At 64.9% G+C, this 25,419-nt stretch carries 22 protein-coding genes; 8 read left to right on the top strand and 14 right to left on the bottom strand.

The features are described from left to right. Positions 1–19: 19 nt before the first annotated feature. A complete protein-coding gene (locus tag AC3A4M_RS19855; RefSeq protein WP_498730821.1) occupies positions 20–595 on the bottom strand; it encodes a helix-turn-helix domain-containing protein in 576 nt (191 codons plus the stop codon). 150 nt (positions 596–745) lie between these two features. On the opposite strand from AC3A4M_RS19855, the gene AC3A4M_RS19850 reads away from it, so the two are divergent. Next, positions 746–2,269: a sodium:solute symporter family protein gene (locus tag AC3A4M_RS19850; RefSeq protein ID WP_498737965.1), complete on the top strand. Its 1,524-nt coding sequence runs from the start codon at positions 746–748 to the stop codon at positions 2,267–2,269. A 41-nt stretch (positions 2,270–2,310) separates the two neighbouring features. Here AC3A4M_RS19850 and AC3A4M_RS19845 read toward each other — a convergent pair whose 3' ends face one another. Together AC3A4M_RS19845 and AC3A4M_RS19840 are read right to left on the bottom strand one after the other, a co-directional pair. Beyond that, a complete protein-coding gene (locus AC3A4M_RS19845; RefSeq protein ID WP_498737963.1) occupies positions 2,311–2,661 on the bottom strand; it encodes a DUF202 domain-containing protein in 351 nt (116 codons plus the stop codon). Positions 2,662–2,663: 2 nt separating this feature from the next. Beyond that, positions 2,664–3,071, bottom strand: coding sequence for a YidH family protein (locus tag AC3A4M_RS19840; RefSeq protein WP_498737961.1), 408 nt, complete (start codon positions 3,069–3,071; stop codon positions 2,664–2,666). A 378-nt stretch (positions 3,072–3,449) separates the two neighbouring features. Between AC3A4M_RS19840 and AC3A4M_RS19835 the strand changes: the two genes are divergently transcribed. Continuing rightward, positions 3,450–4,565 (top strand): VIT1/CCC1 transporter family protein, encoded by a 1,116-nt coding sequence (locus AC3A4M_RS19835; RefSeq protein ID WP_498737959.1) that lies wholly within the window; start codon positions 3,450–3,452, stop codon positions 4,563–4,565. A gap of 39 nt (positions 4,566–4,604) precedes the next feature. On the opposite strand, the gene AC3A4M_RS19830 is transcribed toward AC3A4M_RS19835, so the two are convergent. The 10 genes from AC3A4M_RS19830 to glyA form a co-directional block, all read right to left on the bottom strand. Then, on the bottom strand, positions 4,605–5,762 hold the full coding sequence (locus AC3A4M_RS19830; RefSeq protein WP_498737957.1) for an LOG family protein: 1,158 nt from the start codon (positions 5,760–5,762) through the stop codon (positions 4,605–4,607). A 93-nt stretch (positions 5,763–5,855) separates the two neighbouring features. Further along, positions 5,856–7,466: an MDR family MFS transporter gene (locus AC3A4M_RS19825; RefSeq protein WP_498737956.1), complete on the bottom strand. Its 1,611-nt coding sequence runs from the start codon at positions 7,464–7,466 to the stop codon at positions 5,856–5,858. Then, positions 7,463–8,089, bottom strand: coding sequence for a TetR/AcrR family transcriptional regulator (locus AC3A4M_RS19820; RefSeq protein ID WP_498737954.1), 627 nt, complete (start codon positions 8,087–8,089; stop codon positions 7,463–7,465). The genes AC3A4M_RS19825 and AC3A4M_RS19820 overlap by 4 nt, the downstream gene beginning before the upstream one ends. A 194-nt stretch (positions 8,090–8,283) precedes the next feature. Beyond that, positions 8,284–9,177, bottom strand: a complete 894-nt coding sequence (gene purU, locus AC3A4M_RS19815) for a formyltetrahydrofolate deformylase (RefSeq protein ID WP_498737952.1) — start codon at positions 9,175–9,177, stop codon at positions 8,284–8,286. Next, a complete protein-coding gene (locus tag AC3A4M_RS19810) occupies positions 9,167–10,567 on the bottom strand; it encodes an L-serine ammonia-lyase (protein WP_498737950.1) in 1,401 nt (466 codons plus the stop codon). The genes purU and AC3A4M_RS19810 overlap by 11 nt, the downstream gene beginning before the upstream one ends. After that, a complete protein-coding gene (locus AC3A4M_RS19805) occupies positions 10,567–11,196 on the bottom strand; it encodes a sarcosine oxidase subunit gamma (RefSeq protein ID WP_498737948.1) in 630 nt (209 codons plus the stop codon). The genes AC3A4M_RS19810 and AC3A4M_RS19805 overlap by 1 nt, the downstream gene beginning before the upstream one ends. Next, positions 11,189–14,116, bottom strand: a complete 2,928-nt coding sequence (locus AC3A4M_RS19800) for a sarcosine oxidase subunit alpha family protein (protein ID WP_498737947.1) — start codon at positions 14,114–14,116, stop codon at positions 11,189–11,191. Before AC3A4M_RS19800 ends, AC3A4M_RS19805 begins: the two co-directional genes overlap by 8 nt. After that, positions 14,113–14,442 (bottom strand): sarcosine oxidase subunit delta, encoded by a 330-nt coding sequence (locus AC3A4M_RS19795; RefSeq protein ID WP_498737946.1) that lies wholly within the window; start codon positions 14,440–14,442, stop codon positions 14,113–14,115. Before AC3A4M_RS19795 ends, AC3A4M_RS19800 begins: the two co-directional genes overlap by 4 nt. 14 nt (positions 14,443–14,456) lie before the next feature. Then, positions 14,457–15,674, bottom strand: a complete 1,218-nt coding sequence (locus AC3A4M_RS19790) for a sarcosine oxidase subunit beta family protein (protein WP_498737944.1) — start codon at positions 15,672–15,674, stop codon at positions 14,457–14,459. Then, positions 15,674–16,972, bottom strand: a complete 1,299-nt coding sequence (gene glyA / locus AC3A4M_RS19785) for a serine hydroxymethyltransferase (protein WP_498737942.1) — start codon at positions 16,970–16,972, stop codon at positions 15,674–15,676. Before glyA ends, AC3A4M_RS19790 begins: the two co-directional genes overlap by 1 nt. A 136-nt stretch (positions 16,973–17,108) precedes the next feature. On the opposite strand from glyA, the gene AC3A4M_RS19780 reads away from it, so the two are divergent. Then, entirely contained in the window at positions 17,109–17,780 is a 672-nt protein-coding gene (locus AC3A4M_RS19780) for a GntR family transcriptional regulator (protein WP_498730839.1), read from the top strand. Positions 17,781–17,821: 41 nt separating this feature from the next. Here the strand turns inward: AC3A4M_RS19780 and AC3A4M_RS19775 are convergent, their stop codons facing one another. Beyond that, positions 17,822–19,330, bottom strand: coding sequence for a PucR family transcriptional regulator (locus AC3A4M_RS19775; RefSeq protein ID WP_498737940.1), 1,509 nt, complete (start codon positions 19,328–19,330; stop codon positions 17,822–17,824). A gap of 108 nt (positions 19,331–19,438) precedes the next feature. Between AC3A4M_RS19775 and AC3A4M_RS19770 the strand changes: the two genes are divergently transcribed. From AC3A4M_RS19770 to AC3A4M_RS19750, 5 genes are all read left to right on the top strand, one after another. Beyond that, the gene (locus tag AC3A4M_RS19770) at positions 19,439–20,986 is read left to right on the top strand and encodes a purine-cytosine permease family protein (RefSeq protein ID WP_498737939.1); all 1,548 of its coding nucleotides are present in this window, start codon (positions 19,439–19,441) and stop codon (positions 20,984–20,986) included. A 174-nt stretch (positions 20,987–21,160) separates the two neighbouring features. Then, positions 21,161–21,634 (top strand): nucleoside deaminase, encoded by a 474-nt coding sequence (locus AC3A4M_RS19765; RefSeq protein ID WP_498738014.1) that lies wholly within the window; start codon positions 21,161–21,163, stop codon positions 21,632–21,634. A gap of 159 nt (positions 21,635–21,793) precedes the next feature. Continuing rightward, complete coding sequence (locus tag AC3A4M_RS19760; protein ID WP_498737938.1) at positions 21,794–23,194, top strand: MFS transporter; 1,401 nt, start codon at positions 21,794–21,796, stop codon at positions 23,192–23,194. 50 nt (positions 23,195–23,244) lie between these two features. Further along, positions 23,245–24,501 (top strand): aminopeptidase P family protein, encoded by a 1,257-nt coding sequence (locus tag AC3A4M_RS19755; protein ID WP_498737936.1) that lies wholly within the window; start codon positions 23,245–23,247, stop codon positions 24,499–24,501. A 98-nt stretch (positions 24,502–24,599) separates the two neighbouring features. Next, complete coding sequence (locus tag AC3A4M_RS19750) at positions 24,600–25,418, top strand: IclR family transcriptional regulator (protein WP_498737935.1); 819 nt, start codon at positions 24,600–24,602, stop codon at positions 25,416–25,418. The last annotated feature ends 1 nt before the right edge of the window (position 25,419 follow it).

Genomic DNA, 25,419 nt, shown 5'->3' with positions numbered 1-25,419 from the left:
AGGCCTTCGGCCGGCAGAATTACCGCGCGGCAGCCGGGACCAAAGTCCAGGTAACGATGGCTTGCTCGTCCGTCTCGTTGATCCAGCTATGCGGCTCGCGACCGGAGAAGGAGATGGTGTCGCCCGCATTGAGTTCGTAGCGTTCGGACGTGAAGATCAGCGTGATCTGTCCGGCGATGACATGCAGGACGTCCACTTCACAGTCCACGGAGTACAGCTCGGATTCGCCCCGCCCGCGGGGCTCAATGACCGCCCGGATGATCTGGAGGCGCCGCTCATGCCGCGCGGTCAGCAGCTCTTCCCTGATGCCTTGGCCGCCGAGGCTGATCCGCGGACCCTCCCCCGCCCGGGACAAATGCGTTTCCGGCATCAGGAACAAGTCGCCGATGGAAATGCCCAGCACCTGGCAAAGCGTCACCAGCGAAGCTACCGACGGCGAGGTGAGGTCCCGCTCGACCCGGCTCAGGAAGCCCTTGGTCAAACCGGTGGAGTCCGCGACCTGCTCTATGGTCATGCGCTGTTCCTGCCGCGCCGCCCGGATCCGGGATCCGATCGCCACCGGGGCATTGCTGGGCTCAACAGGCAGTGCTTTCACTGAGCAACTCTTTCTCGCGGCCGGAGAGGGCTACTCCCCCGGATCTTCGAAATATCTTGACGTGTCGGGCACATCACAATTAGCCTAACACTCAACACTTGTTGCCTAACAGGCAATTTCTTCATTTCCTGCTTCCAGGAGCTTCTTCCCATGGATGGACAATTCATCAACGTCATTATTGTGGTCGCCTACTTGGCCGCAATGCTGCTTTTCGGCTGGTGGGGCAAGTCCCGCACCAAGAACAATAGCGATTATCTCGTGGCCGGCCGCCGACTCGGCGGGCTGCTCTACACAGGCACCATGGCCGCCGTCGTTCTCGGCGGTGCCTCCACCGTCGGCGGCGTGGGTCTCGGCTACACGTTCGGGCTTTCCGGCATGTGGCTGGTTGTGGCCATCGGCACCGGCGTGCTGCTGCTGAGCCTGCTGTTCGCGCCGACCTTGCAGAAACTGAAAATCTACACGGTGGCCCAGATGCTGACGCTGCGGTACGGCGTCAGCGCCACCAAGGTCTCCGGCATCGTCATGCTGGCGTACACCCTGATGCTGTGCGCCACGTCGACTGGCGCCTACGCGACCATCCTGGTGGTGCTCTTCGGCTGGGAACGCTGGCTGGCCATCACCGTGGGCGGCGCCATTGTGCTCATCTACTCCACCGTCGGCGGCATGTGGTCCATCACGCTGGCGGACATGGCGCAGTTCGTCATCAAGACCATCGGTGTCTTCCTGCTCATGCTGCCGTTCACCTGGAACGCCGCCGGCGGACTGGGCGGGATCCGCGAGCGCGTTGACGCGTCCTTCTTCGACATCGGCGGCATCGGCGCGCAGACCATCATCACTTACTTCGTGGTCTACACCCTGGGCCTGCTGATCGGGCAGGATATCTGGCAGCGCGTTTTCACCGCGCGGACTCCGGGGGTTGCCCGCTGGGGCGGCGCGACCGCCGGCATTTACTGCATCTTCTACGGTGCCGCCGGCGCCCTGATCGGCATGGCGGCCGCCGTCGTCATTCCGGGTCTGGAGAACCAGGACGACGTCTATGCTGACGTCGCAATGAACCTGCTGCCCATCGGCATCGGCGGCATTGTGCTCGCCGCCGCCGTGGCCGCAATGATGTCCACCGCCTCCGGCACGCTGATTGCCGCCGCCACCGTGGCCAAGGCCGATGTGGTGCCCTTTGTCCGCTCCTGGTTCGGCAAGCCGGCCCACCACGAGCACGGCGAAAACCCGGAGCACGATGTGCAGGGCAGCCGCTGGTACGTCCTCGGTCTCGGCGTCCTGGCGATCGTGCTGGCCATCCTGGTGCAGGATGTGGTCGCCGCGCTGACCATCGCCTATGACATCCTGGTCGGCGGATTGCTCATTGCCATCCTCGGCGGTCTGGTGTGGAAGCGCGGAACCGGTCTCGGCGCCGCGGCGTCCATGGCCGCCGGCAGCGTGGTCACCCTGACCACCATGATCATCCTCGAGGTCAACGCGGAAAACCAGTACGACGGCATCTACGCCAACGAGCCGATCTACTATGGCCTGATCGCCTCGTTGTTCGCCTACATAGTGGTATCCCTGGCGACCAAGCCGACCGACCCGGCCGTGCGCGAGGCCTGGGATCTGCGGGTCGCCGGCGCCGTCTCGGAAGAAGTCCCGGTGGAAGGCCCGGAAGACGCCCACAGCCGCTGACCTGCCTTGCTCCTGCTGAGCCTGTTGTTCCTGCCCGCTGGCTAGCCGCCCACGGGCAGGAACAACACCGTGTAAATGCCCAGTGCACCCAGGACGAAGACGCTGGCGGAAGTAAAAAGGACACCAACGACGTCGGCATGTACCGTTTCGCTGGCAATGCCGCGGACAGCGCGGTGATACCGGATTTTCTGGGTGAGGTTGATGGCCAGGGCCGTCACCAGCGTGACGGCTACGAGGATCCCGGCGAACCAGCCATGGTGCGGCATCCAGCGCAGGAAGATCGCGGCGGTAACCACCATGGCCATAGTAGTCCGGCCCCAGGCGAGCGACGTTCGCTCGGGCTGGAGTCCGGCGTCGTTATGTTCGGGTGCGGGACCCCGGCGCAGTGCCATGGTCAGAGGGGCCGCAGGACAACGAAGACCACCAGGATCGCCGCGACAACTGCCCCGCCGACAGCCAGGATGGGCGCGATCAGTGGCAGGGGCAGCGGGGTTTTTTGCCGCATGGCCCGCTCCACGTTCAGCCACCGGAAGAAGGCGCCGGCGCCGATCACCATGGCCAGGACCAGCAGCAGGATGGCCACGGTCTTGCGGACCTCGGTGACGAACAGTTCGGTAGTGAACGCCTCAACGGCGATGCCGCCGGCCAGCAGCGCCAGCGAGGTGCGGATCCAGGCCAGGAAGGTGCGCTCGTTCGCCAGCGTGAAACGCGGATCCGGTTCGGTACCGCCGCGCAGCAGCCGGGTGGAGAACTTGTTGCGCCCGGGTGCGGGATCCGGGGTAGGAGATGCCGAGGTAGCCACGGCTCCATCCTAACGGCGGCCCGTGTTCATCCCGGCATCGCGGCTCCCCCATGACACTTCCCCGACCTATCCTTCATGAACGCCTGTGTGTGCTGGCTAACCCCCTGTCTCCGGGACCTTCGGGACCCACCAAGGTATGATGGAGGCTGCGAAGGGGAGTAGCTCCACCGCCTGTCGAGGATTTCCGGTTCATCGGGAAGCCCCGTCATGGAACGGCGTGGAGGCCTGTCGACATACTGGCCAGCACGATTGGCCCGGCAGTCCACCTGATCCTGCATCAATCCGGCAGGCTTCGGGCGAGCGAGACCTTCGGTCAGTTTGCCGTATAACTGACCGGAGCCATCCCGTCTCCGGTCCATGATCAGGAGCAGCGCCACCATGAGCCCTTCCCGCGAAGGACCCGCCCAATCCAGCCAGGCCCCGCCGTCAAGCCGGGACATCAAACTTTGGCGCCGGTATCTGGCCGACGAACGAGCCGAAGCGGCCATCTACCGGGACTTGGCCCGCCGCCGCCACGGCGAAGAACGAGCCATCCTGCTGGAACTGGCCGAAGCCGAGGGCAGGCACGAACAGCACTGGCGCGACCTGCTCGGCGAGCACGCGGACAAACCTGCACGCCCATCCTTCCGGCGCAGCCTGCTGCGCACCATGGCGCGTTGGTTCGGCTCGGTCTTTGTCATGGCGCTGGCGCAGCGGGCCGAGGGCCGCTCCCCCTACAGCTCCGAACCGGCCGCCACGAATGCGATGGCCGCCGACGAATTGATCCACGAAGAGGTCATCCGGGGCCTCGCAACCCGCGGCCGCGCACGGCTGTCCGGCAACTTCCGTGCCGCCGTCTTCGGCGCCAACGACGGACTGGTCTCGAACCTCGCCCTGATCATGGGCATCGGCGCCACCGGCGTCTCCAGCGGCTTCATCCTGTTCAGCGGCATCGCCGGCCTGCTGGCCGGGGCGCTCTCCATGGGCGCCGGCGAGTACGTTTCCGTTCGTTCCCAGCGTGAACTGCTCAGTGCGACAAAACCCACCCAGATCACCCTGACGGCGGCTCCGGACCTGGATCTGAAATCCAACGAACTGGTCCTGGTCTACCGGGCCCGCGGCATGACCCTCGAAGCGGCCGAGCACCGGGCCGCGGAACGGATGGGCTACCTGAACTGCGACTGCGATCCCAGCCTGTCCCTGCACCCCGGAGTTGAGGAGGTCGAGTACCAGGAGATCGGGACCGGCTGGAATGCAGCCATCTCCAGCTTCCTGTTCTTCTCCAGCGGCGCGCTCATACCGATCCTGCCGTACATCTTCGGCCTGCAGGGCCTGCCGGCCATACTGGTCTCGCTGGTTCTTGTTGGCCTGGCGCTGCTCGTGACCGGAGGAATCGTCGGCCTGCTCTCCGGGGCTTCGCCGTTCAAACGGGCGATGCGGCAGTTGGGCATCGGCTTCGGGGCAGCCTTGGCAACCTACCTCCTGGGCCTGCTGTTCGGCACCGGGGTCGCCTGACGCTGTTGCGCCACTGCTGGCGGGACTGCGCCAGGGGTGCTACGGAAGCGTGAGCCGCACCGCCGCTTCTACCGAATCAACTAGGTGGATGGCCCCTTCCATCGCCCGTCCGCGTGCCAGCGACTGCAGCAGCGGCCATACGGGAAGCTCGTCGGTCCAGTACGAGGCGCCCACCAGGATCATCGGCGAGAGCTGCTCCGGCGTCGCGTAATAGTTTTCGCACGCGTCCTGGAAAATCTCCTGCACTGTTCCGCCGGCGCCGGGCAGGAAAACGATCCCGCCATTGCACCGCTCCAGCAGCACGGCCTCCCGGATGGCATTGGCGAAGTATTTGGCGATGTGCGTGGCGAACAGATTCGGCGGTTCGTGCCCGTAGTGCCAAGTCGGAATGCCAAGATTAACGACGCCGTCGGGGTGCTGTTCGAGGACCCGCGCCGCCGCCCTGGCCCAAGCCGTTACGGAGGGGCGGAAGGAAGGCACTTCGGCCAGCGAAGCCACCGCCTGGGCGAAAGCGCTGTCCTCCGCCGATGACAGGTACGCCCCGAGATTGGCGGCCTCCATCGCGCCCGGACCGCCGCCGGTCGCCACTGCACACCCGGCATTCGCGAGCTGCCTACCTAGGCGGGCGGCGTCGTCGTACGTTTTACTCCCGCGCTCCGCAGCGTGCCCGCCCATCACGCCGACCACTTTCCGGCCGTTGAAGCCCGGGCCGTCGAACAACGCATCCATGGCATCGCCGACGGCGTGGTCATGCAGGCTGGCCGCGAGGGTGGCGTCGAGGTTCACCCGGGCAGCCGGCTGCGTGGACCAGGCGTAGATGAGCGCGTCAGGCGTTGCCTCGTACTCTGCGGCGGCCAGGCCATCGAACAGCTCGGAGGGCGTATACACCGCGGCCCGGTAGGCATCGAACGGGATACCGGGAAGAACGGGGAACAGCAGCGCGCCGCGGGCACGCAGCAACTCCTCGACCCCAGGCTCGAAGTCGCAGCCGAGGAAGATCGCGCCGGAGGGATCCAGGTCCCGCAGCACACCGGTCCGCTCCCGCAGGTCCACCGACTGGAAGTGCCAGCCGCTCATGGATTGCCCGGCCCCGGCCCGCAGCGTCTTCGCGCCCTCCGCCACGAGCCGGTCGAACTGCTCGAGGGTCTCGATTTCGAGGACCCGCGGCTCTTTATGCAGTGCAGGTGATGCGCCCATGGAGCAAGCTTAGCCATCGGGCCCCGGCTGCGGACCGCCGGCCGGACCGTCAGCGGTGAGTCAGCCGCGGTTCAGCCGTGCTTCAGCCGTGGTTCAGCGTCGGCTGGGCTCGGCCTGCCGGGCCGCCCCGCCGTCGTCGTCGGCTGTGATCAGTACGTTGCCCTCCGCGAGCGCCTCCGGCATCACGTCCGGCTCCAGCGAGGTGGCCAGCGGCTTCTCCTTGATGAACAGGCACAGCACGGCGGCAGCCAGGGCCAGCGGGAACATGAAGGCGAACAGCGGCATCAGCGCCTCGTTGTAGGACTCGACGATCTGCGTCTGGATGGCCTCGGGCAGGCCGTGGACCATTTCCGGGGTCAGCGAGTTGCCGCCACCGGTGGCGGCAACGGCATCAGCCGGCAGCCGTTCGGTCAGGAAACCCACCAGCCGCGAGGCGAAGAGACTACCAACGACGGCGGAACCGAGCGTGGCGCCGATCTGGCGGAAAAAGTTGTTGGCCGCCGTCGCCGTTCCCACCTGCCGCGCGGGGAACGTGTTCTGCACAATGAGCACGAGGATCTGCATGTTCAGGCCCAGCCCCAGGCCCAGCAGGCCAAGGTTCAAGCAGATATGCCAGACGGCGGTATCGGCGTGGACCAGCCCCATGAGCACCAGTGCGACCGCGAGGATGGCCGAACCGACAATGGGCATCCACTTGTAGCGGCCGGTCTTGGACACCAGCGAGCCCGAGATCACGGAGGCCGCCAGCAGCGCACCCATCATCGGGATCATCAGCAGGCCGGCCTCGGTGGCGGTGGCCCCGGTAGCCATCTGCAGATACGTAGGCATGTAGCCGATGGCGCCGAACATCGCCACCGAAACCAGTAGGCCGGAAATGGTGGTCAGGTTGAAGTTGAGGTCCCGGAACAGCTCCATGGGGATGATCGGTTCCGCGGTGCGACGCTCCACCAGAACAAAGAGGAACGCGGCCAGCACCGTGCCGGCGATCAGGGAGATGATGACCGGATCGGACCAGTCGTAGGTGCTGCCGCCCCAGCTGCTGACCAGCACCAGTCCGGTGGTGGCGGCGGCCATGAGAAGGATGCCCCAGATATCGAGTTTGGGCCGGCTGGTCTTGGGCGGTGTCTTGAGGAAGAAGATCGCACCCAGCAGGGCCAGCACAGCAACCGGCACGTTGAACCAGAAGGTCCAGCGCCAGCCCGGTCCCTCGGTCAGCCAGCCGCCGATCAGCGGGCCCACCACGGAGGAAAAGGCGAAGACGCCGCCCATCCAGCCCATGTACTTGCCGCGTTCGCGGGCGGGTACCACGTCGGCAATGATGGCCTGCGAGAGGATCATCAGACCACCGCCGCCCAGGCCCTGGACGATGCGGGCGGCAATGAGCCAGGCCATGTCGAGGGCCAGCGCACCGATAATGGATCCGGCCAGGAAGACGAGGATCGCCCCGATGAGCAGGGACTTGCGGCCGATCAGATCGCCGAGCTTGCCGTAGATCGGCATCATGATGGTGGAGGCCAGGATGTAGCCGGTAATCACCCACAGCATCAGGTTGGCGCCGTTGAGTTCGCCGACGATGGTTGGCAGCGCTGTGCCAAGGATGGTCTGGTTCAGGGCGGCAAGCAGCATGGCCATCACCAGGGCCACAAAGACCAGCGCCAGTTTGCCGTGCTGCGCGCCGCTTTCGACAGTTGCGGGTTTGCTCACAGAAGTTCCTTCAGGATGTTGCGCATCAGTTCCATGCCCTGGTCGAGGGCCTCGGACTGCGATTCGCGGGTGGGGTGGGAAATGGTTTTTTGGATGGCAAAGCGCAGCCCGGCACCGGCGACGAGGACCAGCATCTTGGCGACGTCCTCTACGTTGTAGCCGGCCGGGGCGGTGGCCCATCTGCCCGACTGGGCGAGCCTTTCGGCTACGGCATCGGTGACGAGCTGCTCCACCTTGACGATGTACTGGAACCGGCGGTGCATCAGCTGCGGATACCGGCAGATGACCTCGCGGCACCGGTTGCCGCTCTCGTCGGCGCCGCCGTGGATGGTCCGGGTGACGGCGTGCATCAAATGGCTCACGCTTGCCAGCAGGTCCCCGTCAACGTCGAAGTCCGCCAGCATGGACTCGTCGACGAAAGGCTCCTGCAGGCCAAGGACGGCATCTTCTTTGGAAGCGAAGTAGTTGAAAAAGGTGCGCGGGGAAACGCCGGCGTCCGCTGCCACGGCGTCCACGGTCACGCATTCCAGGCCGTTGTCCAGGGCTGTACCGGACGCGGACAGGTGCAGTGCGGCCCAGGTTTCGGCGCGCTTGCGGTCCCGCAGGGAAAGTAGTTGACTCACCGAACCATTGTTGCAGTCGCTGCAAAAATACACAACTGCAAAGTTTCAGGAGTGCAAAAGATCACGTTGGCAGCGGTTAAACAGCAGCGGCGGCCCTCACCTCAGAAGGTGAGAGCCGCCGTCGTTGTTTGCCAGCGGTGCCGCAGACCCGCTGTCGTATCCGGGCAGGACACGTCAGGTCAGGTCAGATCGTGTTAGCGCAGCACTACCGTCCGGTTTCCGTGCAGGATGACGCGGCCTTCGCAGTGCCACTTCACCGCGTTGGAGAGCGCCTTGCATTCGGTATCGCGCCCGGCCGCGACCAGGTCCTCGGGGCCGAAGGTGTGGTCCACGTCCACCAGCTGCTGGGCGATGATCGGGCCCTCGTCCAGCTCGCTGTTGACGTAGTGCGCGGTGGCGCCCACGGTTTTCACGCCGCGCTCGTACGCCTGGTGGTACGGCTTGGCACCCTTGAAGCTGGGCAGGAAGGAGTGGTGGATGTTGATCACGCGGCCGGCCATCCGGGTGGCCAGCGAGTCACTGAGCACCTGCATGTAGCGGGCCAGGACCACCAGATCCACCTCGAAGCGGTCCACCAGTTCCAGCAGCTTCGCCTCGGCCTCGGGCTTGGTGTCCGGGGTGACCGGGATGTGGAAGAACGGGATGCCGTGCCACTCCACCAGCCGCTGGTGGTCGCGGTGGTTGGATACCACGGCGACGATATCCACCGGCAACTCCCCCGTGCGTGCACGGAAGAGCAGGTCGTTCAGGCAGTGCCCGAACTTGGAGACCATGATCATCACGCGCCGCTTGGCCCCGTGCCGGTCGAGCTCCCAGCTCATCCCGAAACGTTCGGCCACCGGCCCCAAGTCTTTGCGCAGGGCTTCCTCGTCCAGTGCCTCTCCGGTCGAGGAGGCCACATGGACCCGCATGAAGAAGTGGCCCAGGCGCCTGTCGTCGAACTGCTTGAGTTCGACGATGTTGCAGCCGTGTTCCAGCAGCACGCCGCTGACGGCGTGCACAATACCCGGCGCCTCCCGGCAGTCCAGGGTCAGCACAAGCTCGGACGCCGCTTCGGCGCCCGGTGCGGGCTGTTGTTCAGCACTCAATGACGTTGACGGCCAAGCCACCACGGGAGGTCTCCTTGTACTTGATCTTCATATCTTTGCCGGTCTCGCGCATCGTTTTGATGGCCTGATCCAGGGAGACCTTGTGCTCACCGTCGCCCTGCAGGCAGAGCCGCGCGGCGTTGATCGCCTTGACGCTGGCGATCGCGTTGCGCTCGATGCAGGGAATCTGCACCAGCCCTCCTACAGGATCACAGGTCAGCCCCAGGTTGTGCTCGATGCCCACTTCGGCAGCGTTTTCAACCTGTTCGGGTGTCCCGCCCAGCACCGCGCACAGCGCGCCGGCGGCCATGGAGCAGGCCGAGCCCACTTCGCCCTGGCAACCGACTTCTGCACCGGAGATGGACGCGTTCTCCTTAAAGAGGATACCCACTGCCGCCGCCGTGAGCAGGAACTCCACCACGCCGTCGTCATCTGCACCCGGGACGAACCGGGTATAGAAGTGCAGCACGGCCGGGATGATGCCGGCCGCCCCGTTGGTCGGCGCGGTAACAATCCTGCCGCCGGAGGCATTCTCTTCATTGACCGCCAGCGCGTAAAGATTGACCCACTCCATCGCCCAGAGCGGATCCGACTGCGGGCTGCCGCTGGTGGCGGCCGCCGTCTCGATCTGGCGCAGCTTGCGGCGCAGTTCAGGAGCACGACGGCGGACCTTCAGTCCCCCGGGCAACCTCTCCTCCGTGCGGGTACAGCCGTTCTCCACGCACTCCTGCATGACCGCCCAGATGTGCAGCAGCTGCGAGCGCAGCTCGGCTTCGCTGCGCCAGGTGAGCTCATTGGCGAGCATGACCTGCGCGATGGAGAGGCCTTCGGTCCGGCAGTGCGCCAGCAGTTGGGCGCCGGTGGTGAACGGGTACGGCAGGACGGTGGAGTCTTCGACGATCCGGTCCGCTCCGGCCGCATCCTCGTCCACCACAAAGCCGCCGCCCACTGAATAGTAGGTGCGTTCGCGCAGCAGGTCCCCGGCGTCGTCGTACGCGAAGAAGGTCATGCCGTTCGGGTGCGCCGGCAAGGCCTTGCGCCGGTGCAGGATCACATCGGCGTCCCAGTCGAAGGACACCGGATGCTCACCGGCCAGCGCCAGCTTGCGCGCGGCGACGGCGTCGCGGACCTGCGCGTCCGCCGTGTCCGTATCCACCGTCTCCGGGTCCTGGCCCTGCAGGCCCAGGACCACGGCCTTGTCCGAGCCGTGGCCGAAACCGGTGGCGCCCAGCGAGCCGAACAGCTCGGCCCGGACGCGGGCAACTGCGTTCAACTGCCCGTCCCGGACCAAGCCGTCGGTGAACCGCTTGGCTGCCCGCATCGGCCCCACCGTGTGCGATGAGGAGGGGCCGATGCCAACGGAAAACAGATCCAGTGCGCTGAGCGCCATTACGGTACCTCGGGTGAGGCGAACTCCGTCATAGCGTCCAGCAGCCAGCGTGCGGTGTAGTCCGCGAAGGAGGCGCGCGGCAGGATCCGGTAGGTCTGCGCTCCGCCTTCCTCAGCCGTCTGCCACAGCAGCACCGGTACCGGGCCGAGCTGGGTCATGACCGCGCCGCCCGGTGTGAAGGCCCGCGGGTGCAGGTCCACGTGGCAGCCCTTCTCCAGCACAGCGCGTGCCGAGGGGCCGGTCAGTTCCAGCGTGGTGCGGTTCGCCGACACATCGACGACGGCGCCCGGCTCGGCACCGAGGGCCTCGGTCAGCGCCGCGGTGGCGTTGGAGCCTTCCGGGCCGACCAGCAGGAACTCGTCCGGGCCCAGCCACAACAGTGCGGTCCCGTCGACGGCGCCCGTCACCTGTCCGTGGCCTCCCGGCAGCGGCAGGCCCAGGGCGGCCTCCAAAGCCTTGGCCCCGGCCGAACCCGGCTCGGCCCGCAGGCCGACCATGTTCAGGAACGGGATCTCGCGCAGGCTCACGCCCCGTTCGCCGGACACGGCGCCTTCGCGGATTGCGTCTTCCAGATGTGCCAGCGGACTGCGGCGCAGTGCTGCAATGTCGGTCAATACCTGTTCAGCCATCACGACGGCTCCCTTCGGGATCGTAAAGTACGGGTTCTGCGATGACAACGTCCACAAGCTGCCCGCCGAGCGGGGCCTGCAGCGTCTCACCGATCCGGTTGCGGCCATTCTTAATCATGGCCAGGCCGAAGCTGCGGCCCAGCGCGGCGCTGTGGTAGCTGGAGGTCACGTGGCCCTCCATCGGCACCGGGGCTTCCGCCGGGGCGATGCGGGTGCCCTGGTTGACCAGCTGTGCACCCTCCGGCAGGCGGAACGACTTGTCCACCGGCAGGACGCCGACCAGCTGCTTGCGGTCCTCGCGCACGTTGTCCGCCCGCGAGTAGGAACGCTTGCCCACGAAGTCCTTGGCCTTGGAGACCACCCATTCCATCCCCGCGTCCTGCGGGGTGACGGTGCCGTCCGTGTCCTGGCCAACGATGATGAAGCCCTTTTCGGCGCGGAGCACGTGCATGGTTTCGGTGCCGTACGGGGTGATGTTGAACTCCGCGCCGGCCTCGGCCACGTCTTCCCAGACCTTGAGTCCGTACCAGGAGGACACGTTGATCTCGAACGCCAGCTCGCCGGAGAACGAGATCCGGCAGACGCGCGCCGGAATGCCGGACGCGAGCGTGGTCTCCTTGAACGCCATGAACGGGAACGCGTCGTTGTCCAGGTCCAGCTCCGGCGCCAGCTTGGCGATCACGGCGCGGGACTTCGGACCCACCACGGCTACGGTGGTGTACTGCTCCGTGACGGAGTTGCAGACCACGTCCAGCTCCGGCCATTCGGTCTGCAGCCATTCCTCCAGCCAGTCCAGCACCTTGGCAGCGCCGCCGGTGGTGGTGGTCATGAAGTAGCGGTCCTCGTCGAGGCGCAGGGTCACGCCGTCGTCGAAAATCATGCCGTCAGGGGTGCACATCAGGCCGTAGCGGCCCAGCCCCGGCTTGAGCTTCTTGAACGCGTTGGTGTACATCCGGTTGAGGAACTCACCGGCGTCCTTGCCGCGGATCTCGATCTTGCCCAGCGTGGTGGCGTCCATGAAGCCGACGCTCTCACGCACGGCGGCGCATTCGCGCAGCACGGCCGTGTCCATGTCCTCGCCCGGCAGCGGGAAGTACCAGGGGCGTTTCCACTGTCCGACGTCCTCGAACAAGGCGCCGTGGGCCACATGCCACGGGTGGATCGAGGTCAGCCGTGCCGGGTCGAAGAGCTCCCCGCGCTGGCGCCCGGCCAGTGCCGTGAAGGCCACCGGCGTGTAAGGGGCGCGGTAGGCGGTGGTGCCGATGCTGCCGATGTCGGTGTTGTTCAGCGCCGCCGCGATAACGCCGATGGCGTTGATGCCGGAGGTCTTGCCCTGGTCGTTGGCGGTGCTGATCGAGGTGTAGCGCTTCACGTGCTCCACGCTGCGCATGCCGGCACCGGTGGAACGCAGCACGTCGGCCACGGTCTGGTCGCGCTGGAAGTCCACAAAGTGGGCCTTCCAGCCGGCGGCCTCGCCCTCGAGTCCCGGAACCAGCCACAGCGGGCGGATCGGGGCGAAGGTCTCGGGTGCGGCGGCGGGAACCAGCGCGTTGGCGCGGAAGCCGGCCCGGGTAGCGGCCCCGGTACCGGCCTGGGCGCCTTCCTCAAGGCAGCCGGCCAGATCCAGGTTGCCGTTGAGGGCACCGGCGGTCTGCTGGTCCTTGACCTCGCGGCCGGGGACGAACGCGGCGAGCGCCTCGTCCCACTTCAGCTGGCGCTCACGCTGGCTGTGCAGGTGGACCACGGGGGTCCAGCCGCCGGAGACGGCGAGCAGATCCGTTTCGATCTTCTCCGGTTCGCCGGTCAGCTGCCCGTCGGCGTCCAAAGCGCTTACGACGACGGCGCTGATCCTTCCGCCGTCGTTGTTGCCGTCGGTGTCCACCACGGCGCTGCCGGTGATCAGGCGGATGCCCGCGGCGGCCAGGGCCTCGGCTGCGTCGCCGGTGACCTCGGGCCGGGAGTCGACCACGGCCGCGATTCCGATGCCGGCTGCCTGCAGGTCGGCGACCAGCTTGTAGGCAGAGTCATTGGTGGTGGCAACAACAACATTGTGTCCGGCCGCAACTGCGTAGCGGTTCAGGTAGCTGCGCACGGCGGAGGCCAGCATGATGCCGGGACGGTCATTGTTCGCGAAGACGATCGGGCGCTCGTGCGCACCGGTGGCGAGTACCACCTGCTTGGCGCGGACATGCCAGATGCGTTCGCGGGAGACGCCGGCGCCAAGTTCGCCGGTCAGGTGGTCGGTGCGGCGCTGCACGGCGACGACGAAGTTGCTGTCGTAGCTGCCGAACGCGGTGGTCCGCGAGAGGTAGGTGACTTCCTCGGCGGCAGCCAGTTCGGCCGTGGTCCGGGCGATCCAGTCCTGCGCGGGCAGGCCGTCAATGACCTCGTCCCGGCCGGACAGCAGCGATCCGCCGGCTTCGGGCTGCTCGTCCATCAGGATGACGCGGGCGCCGCTCTTGGCAGCTTCGCGGGCGGCGGCCAGTCCGGCGGGGCCGGCGCCGACAACCAAGACATCGGTGTGGACGTACTTACGGTCGTACACGGCCTTGTCCGTGCGCGGGTCCAGCTGGCCCAGGCCCTGGAGCAGCTTGGCCTCCAAGCCGTCCGTCAGCTCAACGGTGGTTGCCGGCAGCATGGACTCGTCCACGTGGCCTTCGAAACGGGCGCTGATCTTGACCAGGGCGTTCGCTTCTTCCACGCCGGCGGAGAGGATGCCGCGGGGACGGTCGAGGTAGAGCGAGTTTCCTACCGTGACCTTGCCGGCAGCGAGCATGGCCGATGCCAGGGTGTCACCGGCGAAGCCGCCGAAGGCCTCACCGTCGAGCGTAAAGGCCAGGGGCTTGGTGCGGTCGATCCGCGCAGCGGCGCTGGCAGCGGCTGCGAGCCGCTGGGACTGGTTGGCACTGGGGGCGGTCACTTCGCTCCTCCTTCAACTGACTGGACCTTGGCGCCGGCTACGTTGCCGGCGTCGATCTGTGGTTTCTTTTCGCCGGGCTTGTACACGGCCTTGATGTCATAGCTGACGGTGTCGCGCACCGCGTTGAACCAGCGCCGGCAGCCGGTGCTGTGCACCCAACGCTCGGCAAAGAGGCCCTTGGGATTGGCGCGGTAGAAGAGGAACTTTGCCCACTCCTCGTCGCTGAGCTGGTTGGGGTCTTCGGGGTAGGCCACGTGGGCCTCGCCGCCGTAGTGGTATTCGGTTTCGTCGCGCGGCCCGCACCAGGGGCATTCGATCAGAAGCATCGTGGTTTTCCTTCCTAGTGGGCTACGGCTGCGGCGCCGTGTTCGTCGATCAGGTGCCCGGTTTCGAAGCGGTCCAGGGCGAACGGGGCGTTGAGCGGGTGCGGCTCGTCCATCGCGATGGTGTGGGCGAAGGTGAAGCCGGCGCCAGGGGTGCCCTTGAATCCGCCCGTGCCCCAACCGCAGTTCACGTAGAGCTGGTCGATGGGGGTCTTGGAGATGATCGGGGAGGCGTCCATGGTGGTGTCCACGATGCCGCCCCAGGTGCGCAGCACGTGGGCACGGGCAAAGATCGGGAAGAGTTCGACGGCGGCAGCCATCTGCTCCTCGATCACGTGGAAGGCGCCGCGCTGGCCGTAGCCGTTGTAGGAGTCGATGCCAGCGCCCATGACCAGTTCGCCCTTGTGCGCCTGGGAGACGTAGACGTGCACGTGGTTGGACATGACCACCGTGGGGTGCACGGGTTCGTGCAGTTCGGAGACCAGGGCCTGCAGCGGGTGGGACTGGATGGGCAGTTCGAAACCGGCCAGCTCGGCCAGCACGGAGCTGTGTCCGGCACCGGCCAGGGCCACCTTGCCGGCGTTGATCCGGCCGCGGTTGGTTTCGACGCCGACCACGCGGTTGCCGTCCTTGATGAAACCGGTGACCTCGCAGTTCTGGATGATGTCCACGCCCATCTCGTCGCACTTGCGTGCAAAGGCCCAGGCCACGTGGTCGTGCTTGGCGATGCCGGCGCGCGGCTGGTAGGTCGCGCCCATGACCGGGTAGCGGATGTCGTCCCCGGTGTTGATGATCGGGCAGAGTTCCTTGACCTGCTCCGGGGTGATCCACTCCGCATCCACACCATTGAGCACGTTGGCGTTGACCCGGCGCACGCTCTCGCGCACGTCCTGCAGGGTGTGTGCGAGGTTCATGACGCCGCGCTGGCTGAACAGGAAGTCGTATTCCAGTTCCTCGGGCAGTTGCTCCCACAGCTTCAGCGAGTGCTCGTAGATGCCCGCGCTCTCGTCCCACAGGTAGTTGGAGCGGATGATGGTGGTGTTGCGGGCCATGTTCCCGCCGGCCAGCCAGCCGCGCTCCAGCACGGCGATGTTGGTCATGCCAAAGTTCTTGGCCAGGTAGTACGCGGTAGCCAGGCCGTGTCCGCCGCCGCCGACAATAACGGCGTCGTACGAAGATTTGGGCTCAGGATTCCGCCACAGGAAATCCGGGTGCTCTGGCAGCAGATCAGCCATTACAGTGCTCCGTTCGAAGTATCAGCATTCAGGTTCGGGTAGAGGGGGAATTTTTCGGCGAGGACGGTGACGCGGTTCTGCAGCTCCGAGGTCAGTTCATCGGTCAGTTCGTGGGTCAAAGCCGTGGCGATGATGTCGGCAACCTCGGCGAATTCGGCATCCCCGAAGCCACGCGTAGCCAGCGCCGGCGTACCGATCCGCAGGCCGGAGGAAACCATCGGCGGGCGCGGGTCGAACGGGACGGCATTGCGGTTGACGGTGATGCCCACGCGGTGCAGCCGGTCTTCGGCCTGCTGGCCGTCCAACTCGGAGTTGCGCAGGTCCACCAGCACCAGGTGGACGTCGGTTCCGCCGTTGACCAGGCTGATGCCGGCCGCGGCCACATCGTCCTGCAGCAGGCGGTCGGCCAGCAGTCGCGCACCCTGCAGCGTCCGCTGCTGGCGTTCCTTGAACTCCGGTGACGCTGCCATCTTGAAGGCGACGGCTTTGCCGGCGATGACGTGCTCCAGCGGGCCGCCCTGCTGGCCAGGGAAAACGGCCGAGTTGATCTTCTTGGCCAGCTCCTGCTTGGACAGGATCACGCCGCCGCGGGGACCGCCGAGGGTCTTGTGGGTGGTGGTAGTAACGACGTCGGCGTAGGGCACCGGGTTCGGGTGCAGTCCGGCGGCGACCAGCCCGGCGAAATGCGCCATGTCGACCATGAGGTAGGCGCCGACCAGATCGGCGATGCGCCGGAACTCCGCGAAGTCCAGCTGCCGGGAGTAAGCGGACCAGCCGGCCACAATCAGCTTCGGCTTATTCTCGACGGCGAGCCGCTCGACTTCGGCCATGTCGATCTTGTGGTCTTCCTCGGACACTCCGTAGGAAACAACGTTGTAGAGCTTGCCGGAGAAGTTGATCTTCATCCCGTGGGTCAGGTGGCCACCATGGGCCAGGTCCAGGCCGAGGATGGTGTCGCCCGGATTAAGCAGCGCGAACATCGCGGCCGCATTTGCCTGTGCACCGGAGTGCGGCTGCACGTTGGCGGCCTCAGCGCCGAAGAGTCCCTTGACCCGGTCGATGGCCAGCTGCTCGATCACGTCGACGTGCTCGCAGCCGCCGTAATAGCGCCGTCCGGGGTAGCCCTCGGCGTACTTGTTGGTCAGGACAGAGCCCTGGGCTTCCATCACTGCGGTCGGGGCGAAGTTCTCGGAAGCGATCATTTCCAGCGTGGACTGCTGGCGATCCAACTCCTGGCCAATGGCTGCGGCAACCTCCGGGTCAGCGCTTGCCAGCGGGGTGGTCAGGGTAGACACCATTCGTTCTCTCCTTTGAAAAACAACTAATGTGTATGTGATATATCAGAACTGGTTGTAATAGTATGATGGTGATCACACACTGTCAACAGCAGTAAGATTTAGCCCGAATTAACCCGCCCAGCCAAGGAGCGAGCCCATGAGCATCATTGCTGAGTCGGCGCACAGCGCCGACCTGTCCCTCTCGCTGGCCGAGCGCGCCTACCGTGAACTTCGGGACAAACTGATCATGCTGGACATCCGCCCCGGGGAACCGATCAATGACGGGCAGCTGGCCGCTGAGATGGGTATCGGCCGCACGCCCGTCCGCGAGGCGCTCAAGCGTCTGGAGATCGACCACATGGTCACCTCCTACCCGCGCCGAGGAACCTTTGCCACCATTGTGGATATCACCGCCTTGGCCGACGTTTCCGAACTGCGGCAGGCGCTGGAACCGCTGGCAGCCCGACGGGCCGCCCGGATGGCCGGCCCCGAGGTGAAGGAAGAACTGCACAACCTGGCCCGGGACATTGAACGCCTCGACGGCCAGAAGCCCGAGAAGCACGCGCTGATGCGCTACGACCTGAGCGTGCACCGGCTAATTTACAAAGCGGCGGGCAACCAGCATCTGGAAGAAACCCTCATCCGGCTGGACAACCTCGCCACCCGGATCTGGTGCCTGGTGCTGGACCGCGTACCATCGATCGCCGGACACATCACCGAACATGTGGAACTGCTGGACGCGATTGTTGCCGGCGACGCAGACAAAGCCAGCACCTTGGCGCTGGAGCACGTCACCAGTTTCGAAGAGACCATCCGCAAGGTCCTCTAGTTTCAACGGAAGACCGGCATCCGCGGTCACACCTATCCGTTTCAGGACGAACGGAGATAGCGCCCCAACCGTGCAGCCAAATGAAGCCCGGCAAGCCTGTCGGTACCGCGCGGGTCCCCGCCGATGAGCTCGAAGATCTTCTCCAGCCTGTTGTACAAAGATTGGCGCTCGAGGTGCATCGCCCGCGCAGTCTCCGCCGTATTGCAGCCGGAGGCCAACCATTCGTCAAACGTTTCGAGCAAGCGCGAACGTCGGGCGTCATCGTGTGCAATGAGCCCGCCGAGGAGTTCATCCACCACGTGGTGAATCGCTTCATCACCGGAAGCTTGAGACGCCAAGCGTTCTATCACGAAGGCATCGGCGTCGATAACGGAACCAGGGCCCGTCCCCGCGGGGGCCAGATCGAAAGTCAGCCTCGTCTCGGCAAGAGACCGTGCGGCATCGGCGATCCCCGCCGAGACCGGACCGACCACCAGCACCTGGGGTTGGTCGACGATACCCGCTTTCAGCTCTGACAACAACGTTGCCCGACGGGCACGCGACCCCTTGACGGGAAGGGCAGCCACAGCGACCATTTCTTGCTGCTGGACATAAACAATGGCCTTTGTCCGGTATTTACGGACCAGCCTCTCGACGCCGGCCCAGCGACAGCCGGCACCCAACGGCCTGCCGAGAACGACCACAAACTGGTAGTCAGGATCCATGCCAGCGGTTCGGCAAAGCTGCCTTAGCCGCTGGCCCTGGACTCCGCTCAAAATTGATCGCACCAGCTCCTTGCCCGCTACGTCCACAAGATCCGGTGCGTGCCGTCCATGCAGCGCCAGCGCCAGGATGCTCGCTGCCCGCTCACCAACAACCTGCGCCCAGGAGCTGTCGCCATCCGTCTTGGGGCGGAGGCGCAAGGAAGCCGTCACCGTACCGCGCTGGGAGATATCGAATTCGAGCGGTGGGAACTCAACCTCGGATTGTGGTTCGGCAGCAGCAGGCGCCGCCGCCTCTTCGATGACCGTTCCCACGCCGTCCATCACAGCCACATCGGCCGGGATCTGCCTGGCCAGGAGTTGCAGGAGCTCCTTCAAACCGCCGCCGTTCGCCAGTTCTGCTGCCAGGTTTTGGGACAGCACATCCGCTTGCCGCAGCAGGTCCACCGACCGGGTGACTAGGAGGCTGTTAATGGACTGGGCGATCTGCACAAAGGGGGCAACCTTCCTCAGTTCAATCAGGGGCAGTTCATGTGCCTCGGCAGTCTGGATAAGATCTGCGGGAATTGTCTTCAACGGCCCGCCGGATTCGATACCGAGCGCCGCAATACTGCGGGCAGCGAGGTCACGGATGTATTGCCGCCGCTGTTCCGCGGATGCAGCCGCGAGCTCCACACCGCCTGTCAGGAGCAGCTCACCGCCGCTGAGCAGCGGAGCGATATCCATAACTTCACTCGAATGGACCCACCGCACCTGACGTCCAGGCACAGATGCCGCGCCAGCACGGACAATGGGGCCAGCCCTTCGGAACGCCTCGTGGCTGAGCACCTCTTCGAGCTCGATATTCATTGACGATCTGTCCATTTCCGTTAGCGCTTATGCGACATATCGAATATAGATCATGTGACTCAGCCCACATAATATTGACGCAGTCCCAAAACACACCGGAGGAATCCAATGATTCAGAACCAACAGGGCACCCCTTCTTCCCCCGCAGCAGACCCTTCATCCCACGACGATGTGGAGCAAGACCTGCAGTGCATTCCCGAGTCCTCCCGCACGCGAAAAGTCTCAGGCCAGTTCTGGATCTGGGCAGGCGCGAACCTCGCACCCATCAACTGGGTCCTCGGTGCACTCGGAATTAACCTTGGCCTCGGCTTCGCCGACACAATCACTGTCCTCGTTCTCGGAAACTTGATCGGCATGGTGCTGTTCGGTTTCTTCGTTCTGCTCGGACAGAAAACCGGGGCAACTGGAATGGTCCTCGCACGTGCAGCATTCGGCCGGCGCGGCAACTACATACCGGCAGCCATCCAGGCAACGCTGGGCATCGGCTGGTGCGCAGTCAACACCTGGATCATCCTCGACCTGGTCATGGCTCTGTTCGGGAGCATCGGCTGGGTTGACCCGACGCAGGAAAATTACGGCTGGAAGATCGGCGTTGCCGCACTGATCATGGGGCTGCAGGTCCTGATCGCGTTCTTCGGCTATAAGGCCATCGCTGCCTTCGAACGCTGGACCGTTCCGCCAACGATCCTGGTCCTCATCGCCATGTCCGCTGTCGCGTGGTTCGGCATGGATATCGACTGGAGCTACGCCGGTCCGGCAGGAGAAATCCTCACCGGCACCGAACGTATCGCTGCCATGAGCGCCGTCATGACCGCCATCGGCATCGGCTGGGGAATCACCTGGTTCACCTACGCCGCGGACTACTCACGCTTCGTGAGCACCAAGACATCGAAGAAGCGCCTGTACCTGGCTTCGGTGCTAGGCCAGTTCATCCCCGTCGTTTGGCTCGGCGTACTTGGCGCCAGCCTCGCCACGAAGAGTGGAAGCATCGATCCCGGCCAGCTCATCGTGGAAAACTACGGAGCTCTGGCCATCCCCGTCCTGCTGATGGTTCTGCACGGCCCCATCGCCACGAACATCCTGAACATTTACACGTTCTCGGTGGCAGCACAGGCCCTCGATGTCCGTATCAAACGGCGCGTTCTGAACCTGATTGTGGGCGTCTTCGCCCTGATCGCCGTCATCTTCTTCATCTACCAGACCAACTTCGCAGCCGTGCTTGACTCCTGGCTCATCGGCCTCGTCGCCTGGGTCGCATCATGGGGAGGCATCATGCTGGTCCACTACTACGGCATCGAGCGCCGCCACCCGCAGGACCCGACTCGCCTCTTCGATCCCATCGGCACCCACCGGCTGCCCGTCGTGAACTGGGCCGGCGTTACCGCCCTGTTCGCGGGCATCTTCGCCACCTGGCTGTTCATGTACGGCATCCTCCCGGCCACGCAGGGACCCATCGCCGTCGCAATGGGCGGACTGGACCTGTCCTGGCTCGCCGGCGGACTGACGAGCGCCACGGTGTACTCAATTCTCGGCCCGCGTATTCATCGCCGCTACGCCGCCAGCATCTCCAGCATCTCCACGCCGGAGCCCGCCGCCGCAGCGAAGGACCAAGAGCGGGGCCGCCACTTGGACGCCACCTATGGCGGCGTATCCTGACGGCCTTCCCATCAGCAAGTCACTGAGTAATCCTTGGGAGTGCGGGCTATTGCTTGCCGTTACTTGACGCTCTCCCCCGGTACGGCCGGAGCTGACACTCAGCTCCGGCCGTACAAGCGTTTCCGCGCTAAAGACGCAACACAAGATCCTCGACCACTAACGAACCGGAGCATCATGCCTACCTTGTCACGACCCAATTTCGAAGCCGCCGTGGAAGCTGCACGCAAAAGCATGTCAACGGGCGGCATTCCCATCGGTGCCGCCCTTGAGCGAAACGGCCAGTTGATCGCCACGGGACACAACCAGCGGTTTCAGCAAGGGGACCCTACTGCCCACGGAGAAATTGATTGCATTCGGGCAGCAGGCCGCCAGAACACCTATACCGACACGGTTCTCTACACCACACTGGCCCCCTGCGCGATGTGCGCCGGAACGATCATCCAGTTCAAAATTCCAACCGTCGTCGTGGGCGAATCCGCCACTTTCCCAGGTGAACTGGACCTGCTGCGGTCACGGGGTGTTGAGGTCATCGTCCTCAACGATGAGCGGTGCGCACAGCTTATGCAGGACTTCCAGCGGGCCCAGCCGGAGCTGTGGGCGGAAGACATCGGCGAACGCACCGACAACCAGATGAACCACCTCAAATAGATTGCCGTTAAGCAACGCTGTTGCGCGCCCTTCCCGGAAACTCCGGGAAGGGCGCTTTTTCTATGTCCGACCCGGTTGACAGTGACACACAGCACATCTATGGTTGACGCAACACTGTTGCAGTGAATGCAACTTCACCAAATCTGGATGGTTTTCCCCATGAAACTAAGCAAAACTCGGGCAGGCAATGGCGCCCCCGTTCCAGGAACGAAAGACGCACCCGCAGTGGCCTTCTCCAACGACGGCGGCCCCTCCCTCAGCGGCCAACGTCGGCTTGAGGCAAAGGTCGGCCGGGATACCCGCCGCAAAGTCATCGCCGCCAGCTTTATCGGCAACTTCGTCGAATGGTTCGACTACGCCGTCTACGGCTACCTCGCCGTCACCATCACCGCCGTATTCTTCCCTGAATCCGATCCGCAGACCGGACTCCTGCTGACTTTCGCCCTCTTCGCCATCTCCTTCCTGGTGCGCCCTCTGGGCGGCTTTGTCTGGGGGCATATCGGCGACCGGATCGGCCGGCGTACCGCCCTGTCCTGGTCGATCCTGATCATGTCCGCGGCCACCTTCTGCATCGCGCTGATCCCCGGCTACGCGACCATCGGCATCTGGGCCCCCATCCTGTTGCTGATCATCCGGGTTGTGCAGGGCTTTTCCGCCTCCGGCGAATATGCCGGTGCATCCGCCTTCCTCGTCGAGTACGCACCGCCGAACCGACGCGGGCTCTATGCCGCCGTCGTTCCTGCCAGCACCGCCACCGGGCTGCTGCTCGGTTCGCTCCTCGCGGCGCTGCTGACCGGTCTGCTCGACGACAGCCAGATGCAGGACTGGGGATGGCGCCTGCCGTTCCTGCTGGCCGCCCCCATGGGCCTGATCGGCCGCTACATCCGGACCAAGCTTGAGGACACCCCGGCCTTCCGGGCGTTGGCAGAGGAAGACCATGCCGTCAAGGCACCGGTCAAGGACATGTTCCGCACTCACTGGCGCCAGCTGCTGCAGGCTGTCGGCGCGGTGCTGCTGAACGCCGTCGGCTTCTACGTCATCCTCAGCTACATGCCGACCTATCTGTCGGAAGAGCTGGGCCTGGGCGCCACCGAGTCCTACATCGCGACGACGATCGCCCTGCTGACCTACATCGGCTTCATCTTCCTGACCGGCATGCTCTCGGACCGCTTCGGCCGCAAGAAGGTCCTCATCTCCGCCTCCGTGCTGTTCATTCTGCTGACCATTCCCGCGTTCAGCCTGCTGGGTACCGGCAACTTCCTGGTCATCGTCCTGGTCCAGATCCTGCTCGGCGCCATGCTGACGCTCAATGACGGCACGCTGCCCAGCTTCCTGGCCGAGATGTTCCCGACCCGCGTGCGCTACAGCGGCTTCGCGGTGAGCTTCAATCTCTCCAACGCCCTCTTCGGTGGAACCGCACCGATGATGGCGACACTGCTGATCGCCGCAACCGCGAACGATCTGGCGCCGGCGTTCTATCTCGTGGCCGCCGCCGTCATTTCCCTGGTCGCCGTCGCGCTGTCCCGCGAAACCAGCAATCAGCCATTGCGGCACGAATAAATGCTTCCCTCGCACACGTCAAAACAACACAACATCCTTTAGGAGATTCAATGACCATTGCAGCTGCTCCCGCCAATTCCGTCGCCGGACTCGAGCGCCTGAAGGTCCTGCACAACGGCACCAAGCAGAAGCTGACGTTCTCCGACGCCGAGTTCGAACGCCGCCTGGCCGGGCTGCGCCAGATCATGGCCGCGAAGGAACTCGACGCCGTCATCCTCACCAGCTACCACGGCATCAAGTACTACTCCGACTTCCTCTACACCACCTTCGGCCGCAACTACGCCCTCGTCGTCACCGCCGAGGACTCCGTCACCATCACCGCCAACATCGACGCCGGCATGCCCTGGCGCACCAGCTACGGCGAAAACATCGTCTACACCGACTGGCGCCGCGACAACTTCTACTACGGCCTCCAGGAAGCCCTGCGCCAGCGCGGCGTCACCGCCCGCCGCCTCGGCGTCGAAGACGACGCCCTGCCCGTACTGACCCGCGAAAAGATCCAGGCCGCGTTCGACGGCGCCCAACTGCTCGACGTCTCCCAGGACGCCATGCGCCAGCGCATGATCAAATCCGCCGAAGAAATCGAAGTCATCAAACACGGCGCCCGCATCGGCGACCTCGGCGGCGAAGCCATCAAAGCCGCCATCCGCGAAGGCATCACCGAATACGAAGTCGCCCTCATCGGCACCGAAGCCATGGTCCACGAAATCGCCCGCACCTTCCCCGAACAGGAAGTCCGCGACACCTGGGTCTGGTTCCAATCCGGCATCAACACCGACGGCGCCCACAACTGGGCCACCACCCGCAAACTCCAGCAAGGAGACATCCTCTCGCTGAACTGCTTCCCGATGACCTCCGGCTACTACACCGCCCTCGAACGCACCCTCTTCCTCGGCCAACCCGACGAACGCTCCCTGCAACTGTGGAACGTCAACGTCGAAGTCCACCGCCGCGGCCTGGAACTGATCAAGCCCGGCGCCGTCTGCAAGGACATCGCCGCCGAACTCAACGAAATCTACATCGGCCACGGCCTGCTCCCGAACCGCACCTTCGGCTACGGCCACTCCTTCGGCGTCCTCTCCCACTACTACGGCCGCGAAGCAGGCCTGGAACTGCGCGAAGACATCGACACCGTCCTCGAACCCGGCATGGTCGTCTCCATGGAACCCATGATCACCGTCCAAGACGGCGAACCCGGCGCCGGCGGCTACCGCGAACACGACATCCTCGTCATCGGCGAAGACGGCACCGTCGAAAACATCACCAAATTCGGCTTCGGCCCCGAAAACAACATCATCAACGCCTAATACGGCACATTTGAAGGCGGAAGTGGAGTGAATGCGGCGCAGACGGACACCCGTCTGCGCCGCATTTATGCGTTCCATACGCCAGAATGGACACCACCATGAGTGATACAACTGCATCCGGTTCAGCTGCACCCGCAAACGACGGCGGCACGTCCGATGTTCGCGGCGCTTCCGTCCTGGTCAATGCCATCGAGGTCCTTCGCTGCTTTACTGCAGAACAACCGCTGCAAGGAGTCACGGAGATTGCGGCGCAGGTGGGCCTGCACAAGAGTACAGTCTCGCGCATCCTGGCTACCTTGGAACAGGAGGACTTGGTTGAACGCGACGCCGCGTCGCGACGGTTCAAATTGGGCCTGGGGCTGATAGCCGTCGCGGGTCCGCTGCTGGCTGATCTGGATGAGCGCCGGGCGGCCTACCCTGTGCTGCAGGAATTGACCGAGCTTACCGGCGAAACCAGTGCGCTTATGGTCTGGAACGGCAGTGAGTCCGTCTGTGTGGAGCAACTGCCCAGCCGGCAGCAAGTCAAGCACACCACGCCTCTGGGCACCCGCTACAACACCGCGGTCAGTTCCTCGGTCCAGGTATTCCTGGCCGGCGAAGGGACCGAACGGGCACGGACACGGCTGACCAGCGGGCAGATTATCCTCGCCGCCCCTACGCAGGAGAACGTGGAGGAGTATCTGACACGGCTCAAGCAGGTTTCGTCGCAGGGCTATGCCACCAACTATGGGGAGACCTCGCTGGACGAAGTGGGCGTCGCCGCCCCTGTCCTCGACCACCGCGGCGATCTCGCTGCCTGTGTCATGCTCGCAGCTCCCCGTTACCGGGTGTCCACCGATCAGCTTCAGACACTGGTGGAAGCCTGCACCGCAGCCGCACGCAAAGTCACCGTCCGGCTCGGCGGAAATCCCGCTTGAC

Source organism: Arthrobacter sp. Soil_C_60 (genome assembly GCF_057656375.1).
Note: the sequence above shows the minus strand (reverse complement) of the source record. Positions and strands in the feature narration are given on the sequence as shown.

What these genes read in the sequence shown, in the direction of transcription:
- glyA (WP_498737942.1), bottom strand. Translation starts at nt 16,972, where the DNA reads ATGGTGTCTACCCTGACCACCCCGCTGGCAAGCGCTGACCCGGAGGTT.
- AC3A4M_RS19805 (WP_498737948.1), bottom strand. Translation starts at nt 11,196, where the DNA reads ATGGCTGAACAGGTATTGACCGACATTGCAGCACTGCGCCGCAGTCCG.
- AC3A4M_RS19810 (WP_498737950.1), bottom strand. Translation starts at nt 10,567, where the DNA reads ATGGCGCTCAGCGCACTGGATCTGTTTTCCGTTGGCATCGGCCCCTCC.
- AC3A4M_RS19845 (WP_498737963.1), bottom strand. Translation starts at nt 2,661, where the DNA reads ATGGCACTGCGCCGGGGTCCCGCACCCGAACATAACGACGCCGGACTC.
- AC3A4M_RS19835 (WP_498737959.1), top strand. Translation starts at nt 3,450, where the DNA reads ATGAGCCCTTCCCGCGAAGGACCCGCCCAATCCAGCCAGGCCCCGCCG.
- AC3A4M_RS19755 (WP_498737936.1), top strand. Translation starts at nt 23,245, where the DNA reads ATGACCATTGCAGCTGCTCCCGCCAATTCCGTCGCCGGACTCGAGCGC.
- AC3A4M_RS19760 (WP_498737938.1), top strand. Translation starts at nt 21,794, where the DNA reads ATGAAACTAAGCAAAACTCGGGCAGGCAATGGCGCCCCCGTTCCAGGA.
- AC3A4M_RS19780 (WP_498730839.1), top strand. Translation starts at nt 17,109, where the DNA reads ATGAGCATCATTGCTGAGTCGGCGCACAGCGCCGACCTGTCCCTCTCG.
- AC3A4M_RS19830 (WP_498737957.1), bottom strand. Translation starts at nt 5,762, where the DNA reads ATGGGCGCATCACCTGCACTGCATAAAGAGCCGCGGGTCCTCGAAATC.
- AC3A4M_RS19790 (WP_498737944.1), bottom strand. Translation starts at nt 15,674, where the DNA reads ATGGCTGATCTGCTGCCAGAGCACCCGGATTTCCTGTGGCGGAATCCT.
- AC3A4M_RS19775 (WP_498737940.1), bottom strand. Translation starts at nt 19,330, where the DNA reads ATGAATATCGAGCTCGAAGAGGTGCTCAGCCACGAGGCGTTCCGAAGG.
- AC3A4M_RS19770 (WP_498737939.1), top strand. Translation starts at nt 19,439, where the DNA reads ATGATTCAGAACCAACAGGGCACCCCTTCTTCCCCCGCAGCAGACCCT.
- AC3A4M_RS19850 (WP_498737965.1), top strand. Translation starts at nt 746, where the DNA reads ATGGATGGACAATTCATCAACGTCATTATTGTGGTCGCCTACTTGGCC.
- AC3A4M_RS19750 (WP_498737935.1), top strand. Translation starts at nt 24,600, where the DNA reads ATGAGTGATACAACTGCATCCGGTTCAGCTGCACCCGCAAACGACGGC.
- AC3A4M_RS19795 (WP_498737946.1), bottom strand. Translation starts at nt 14,442, where the DNA reads ATGCTTCTGATCGAATGCCCCTGGTGCGGGCCGCGCGACGAAACCGAA.
- AC3A4M_RS19765 (WP_498738014.1), top strand. Translation starts at nt 21,161, where the DNA reads ATGCCTACCTTGTCACGACCCAATTTCGAAGCCGCCGTGGAAGCTGCA.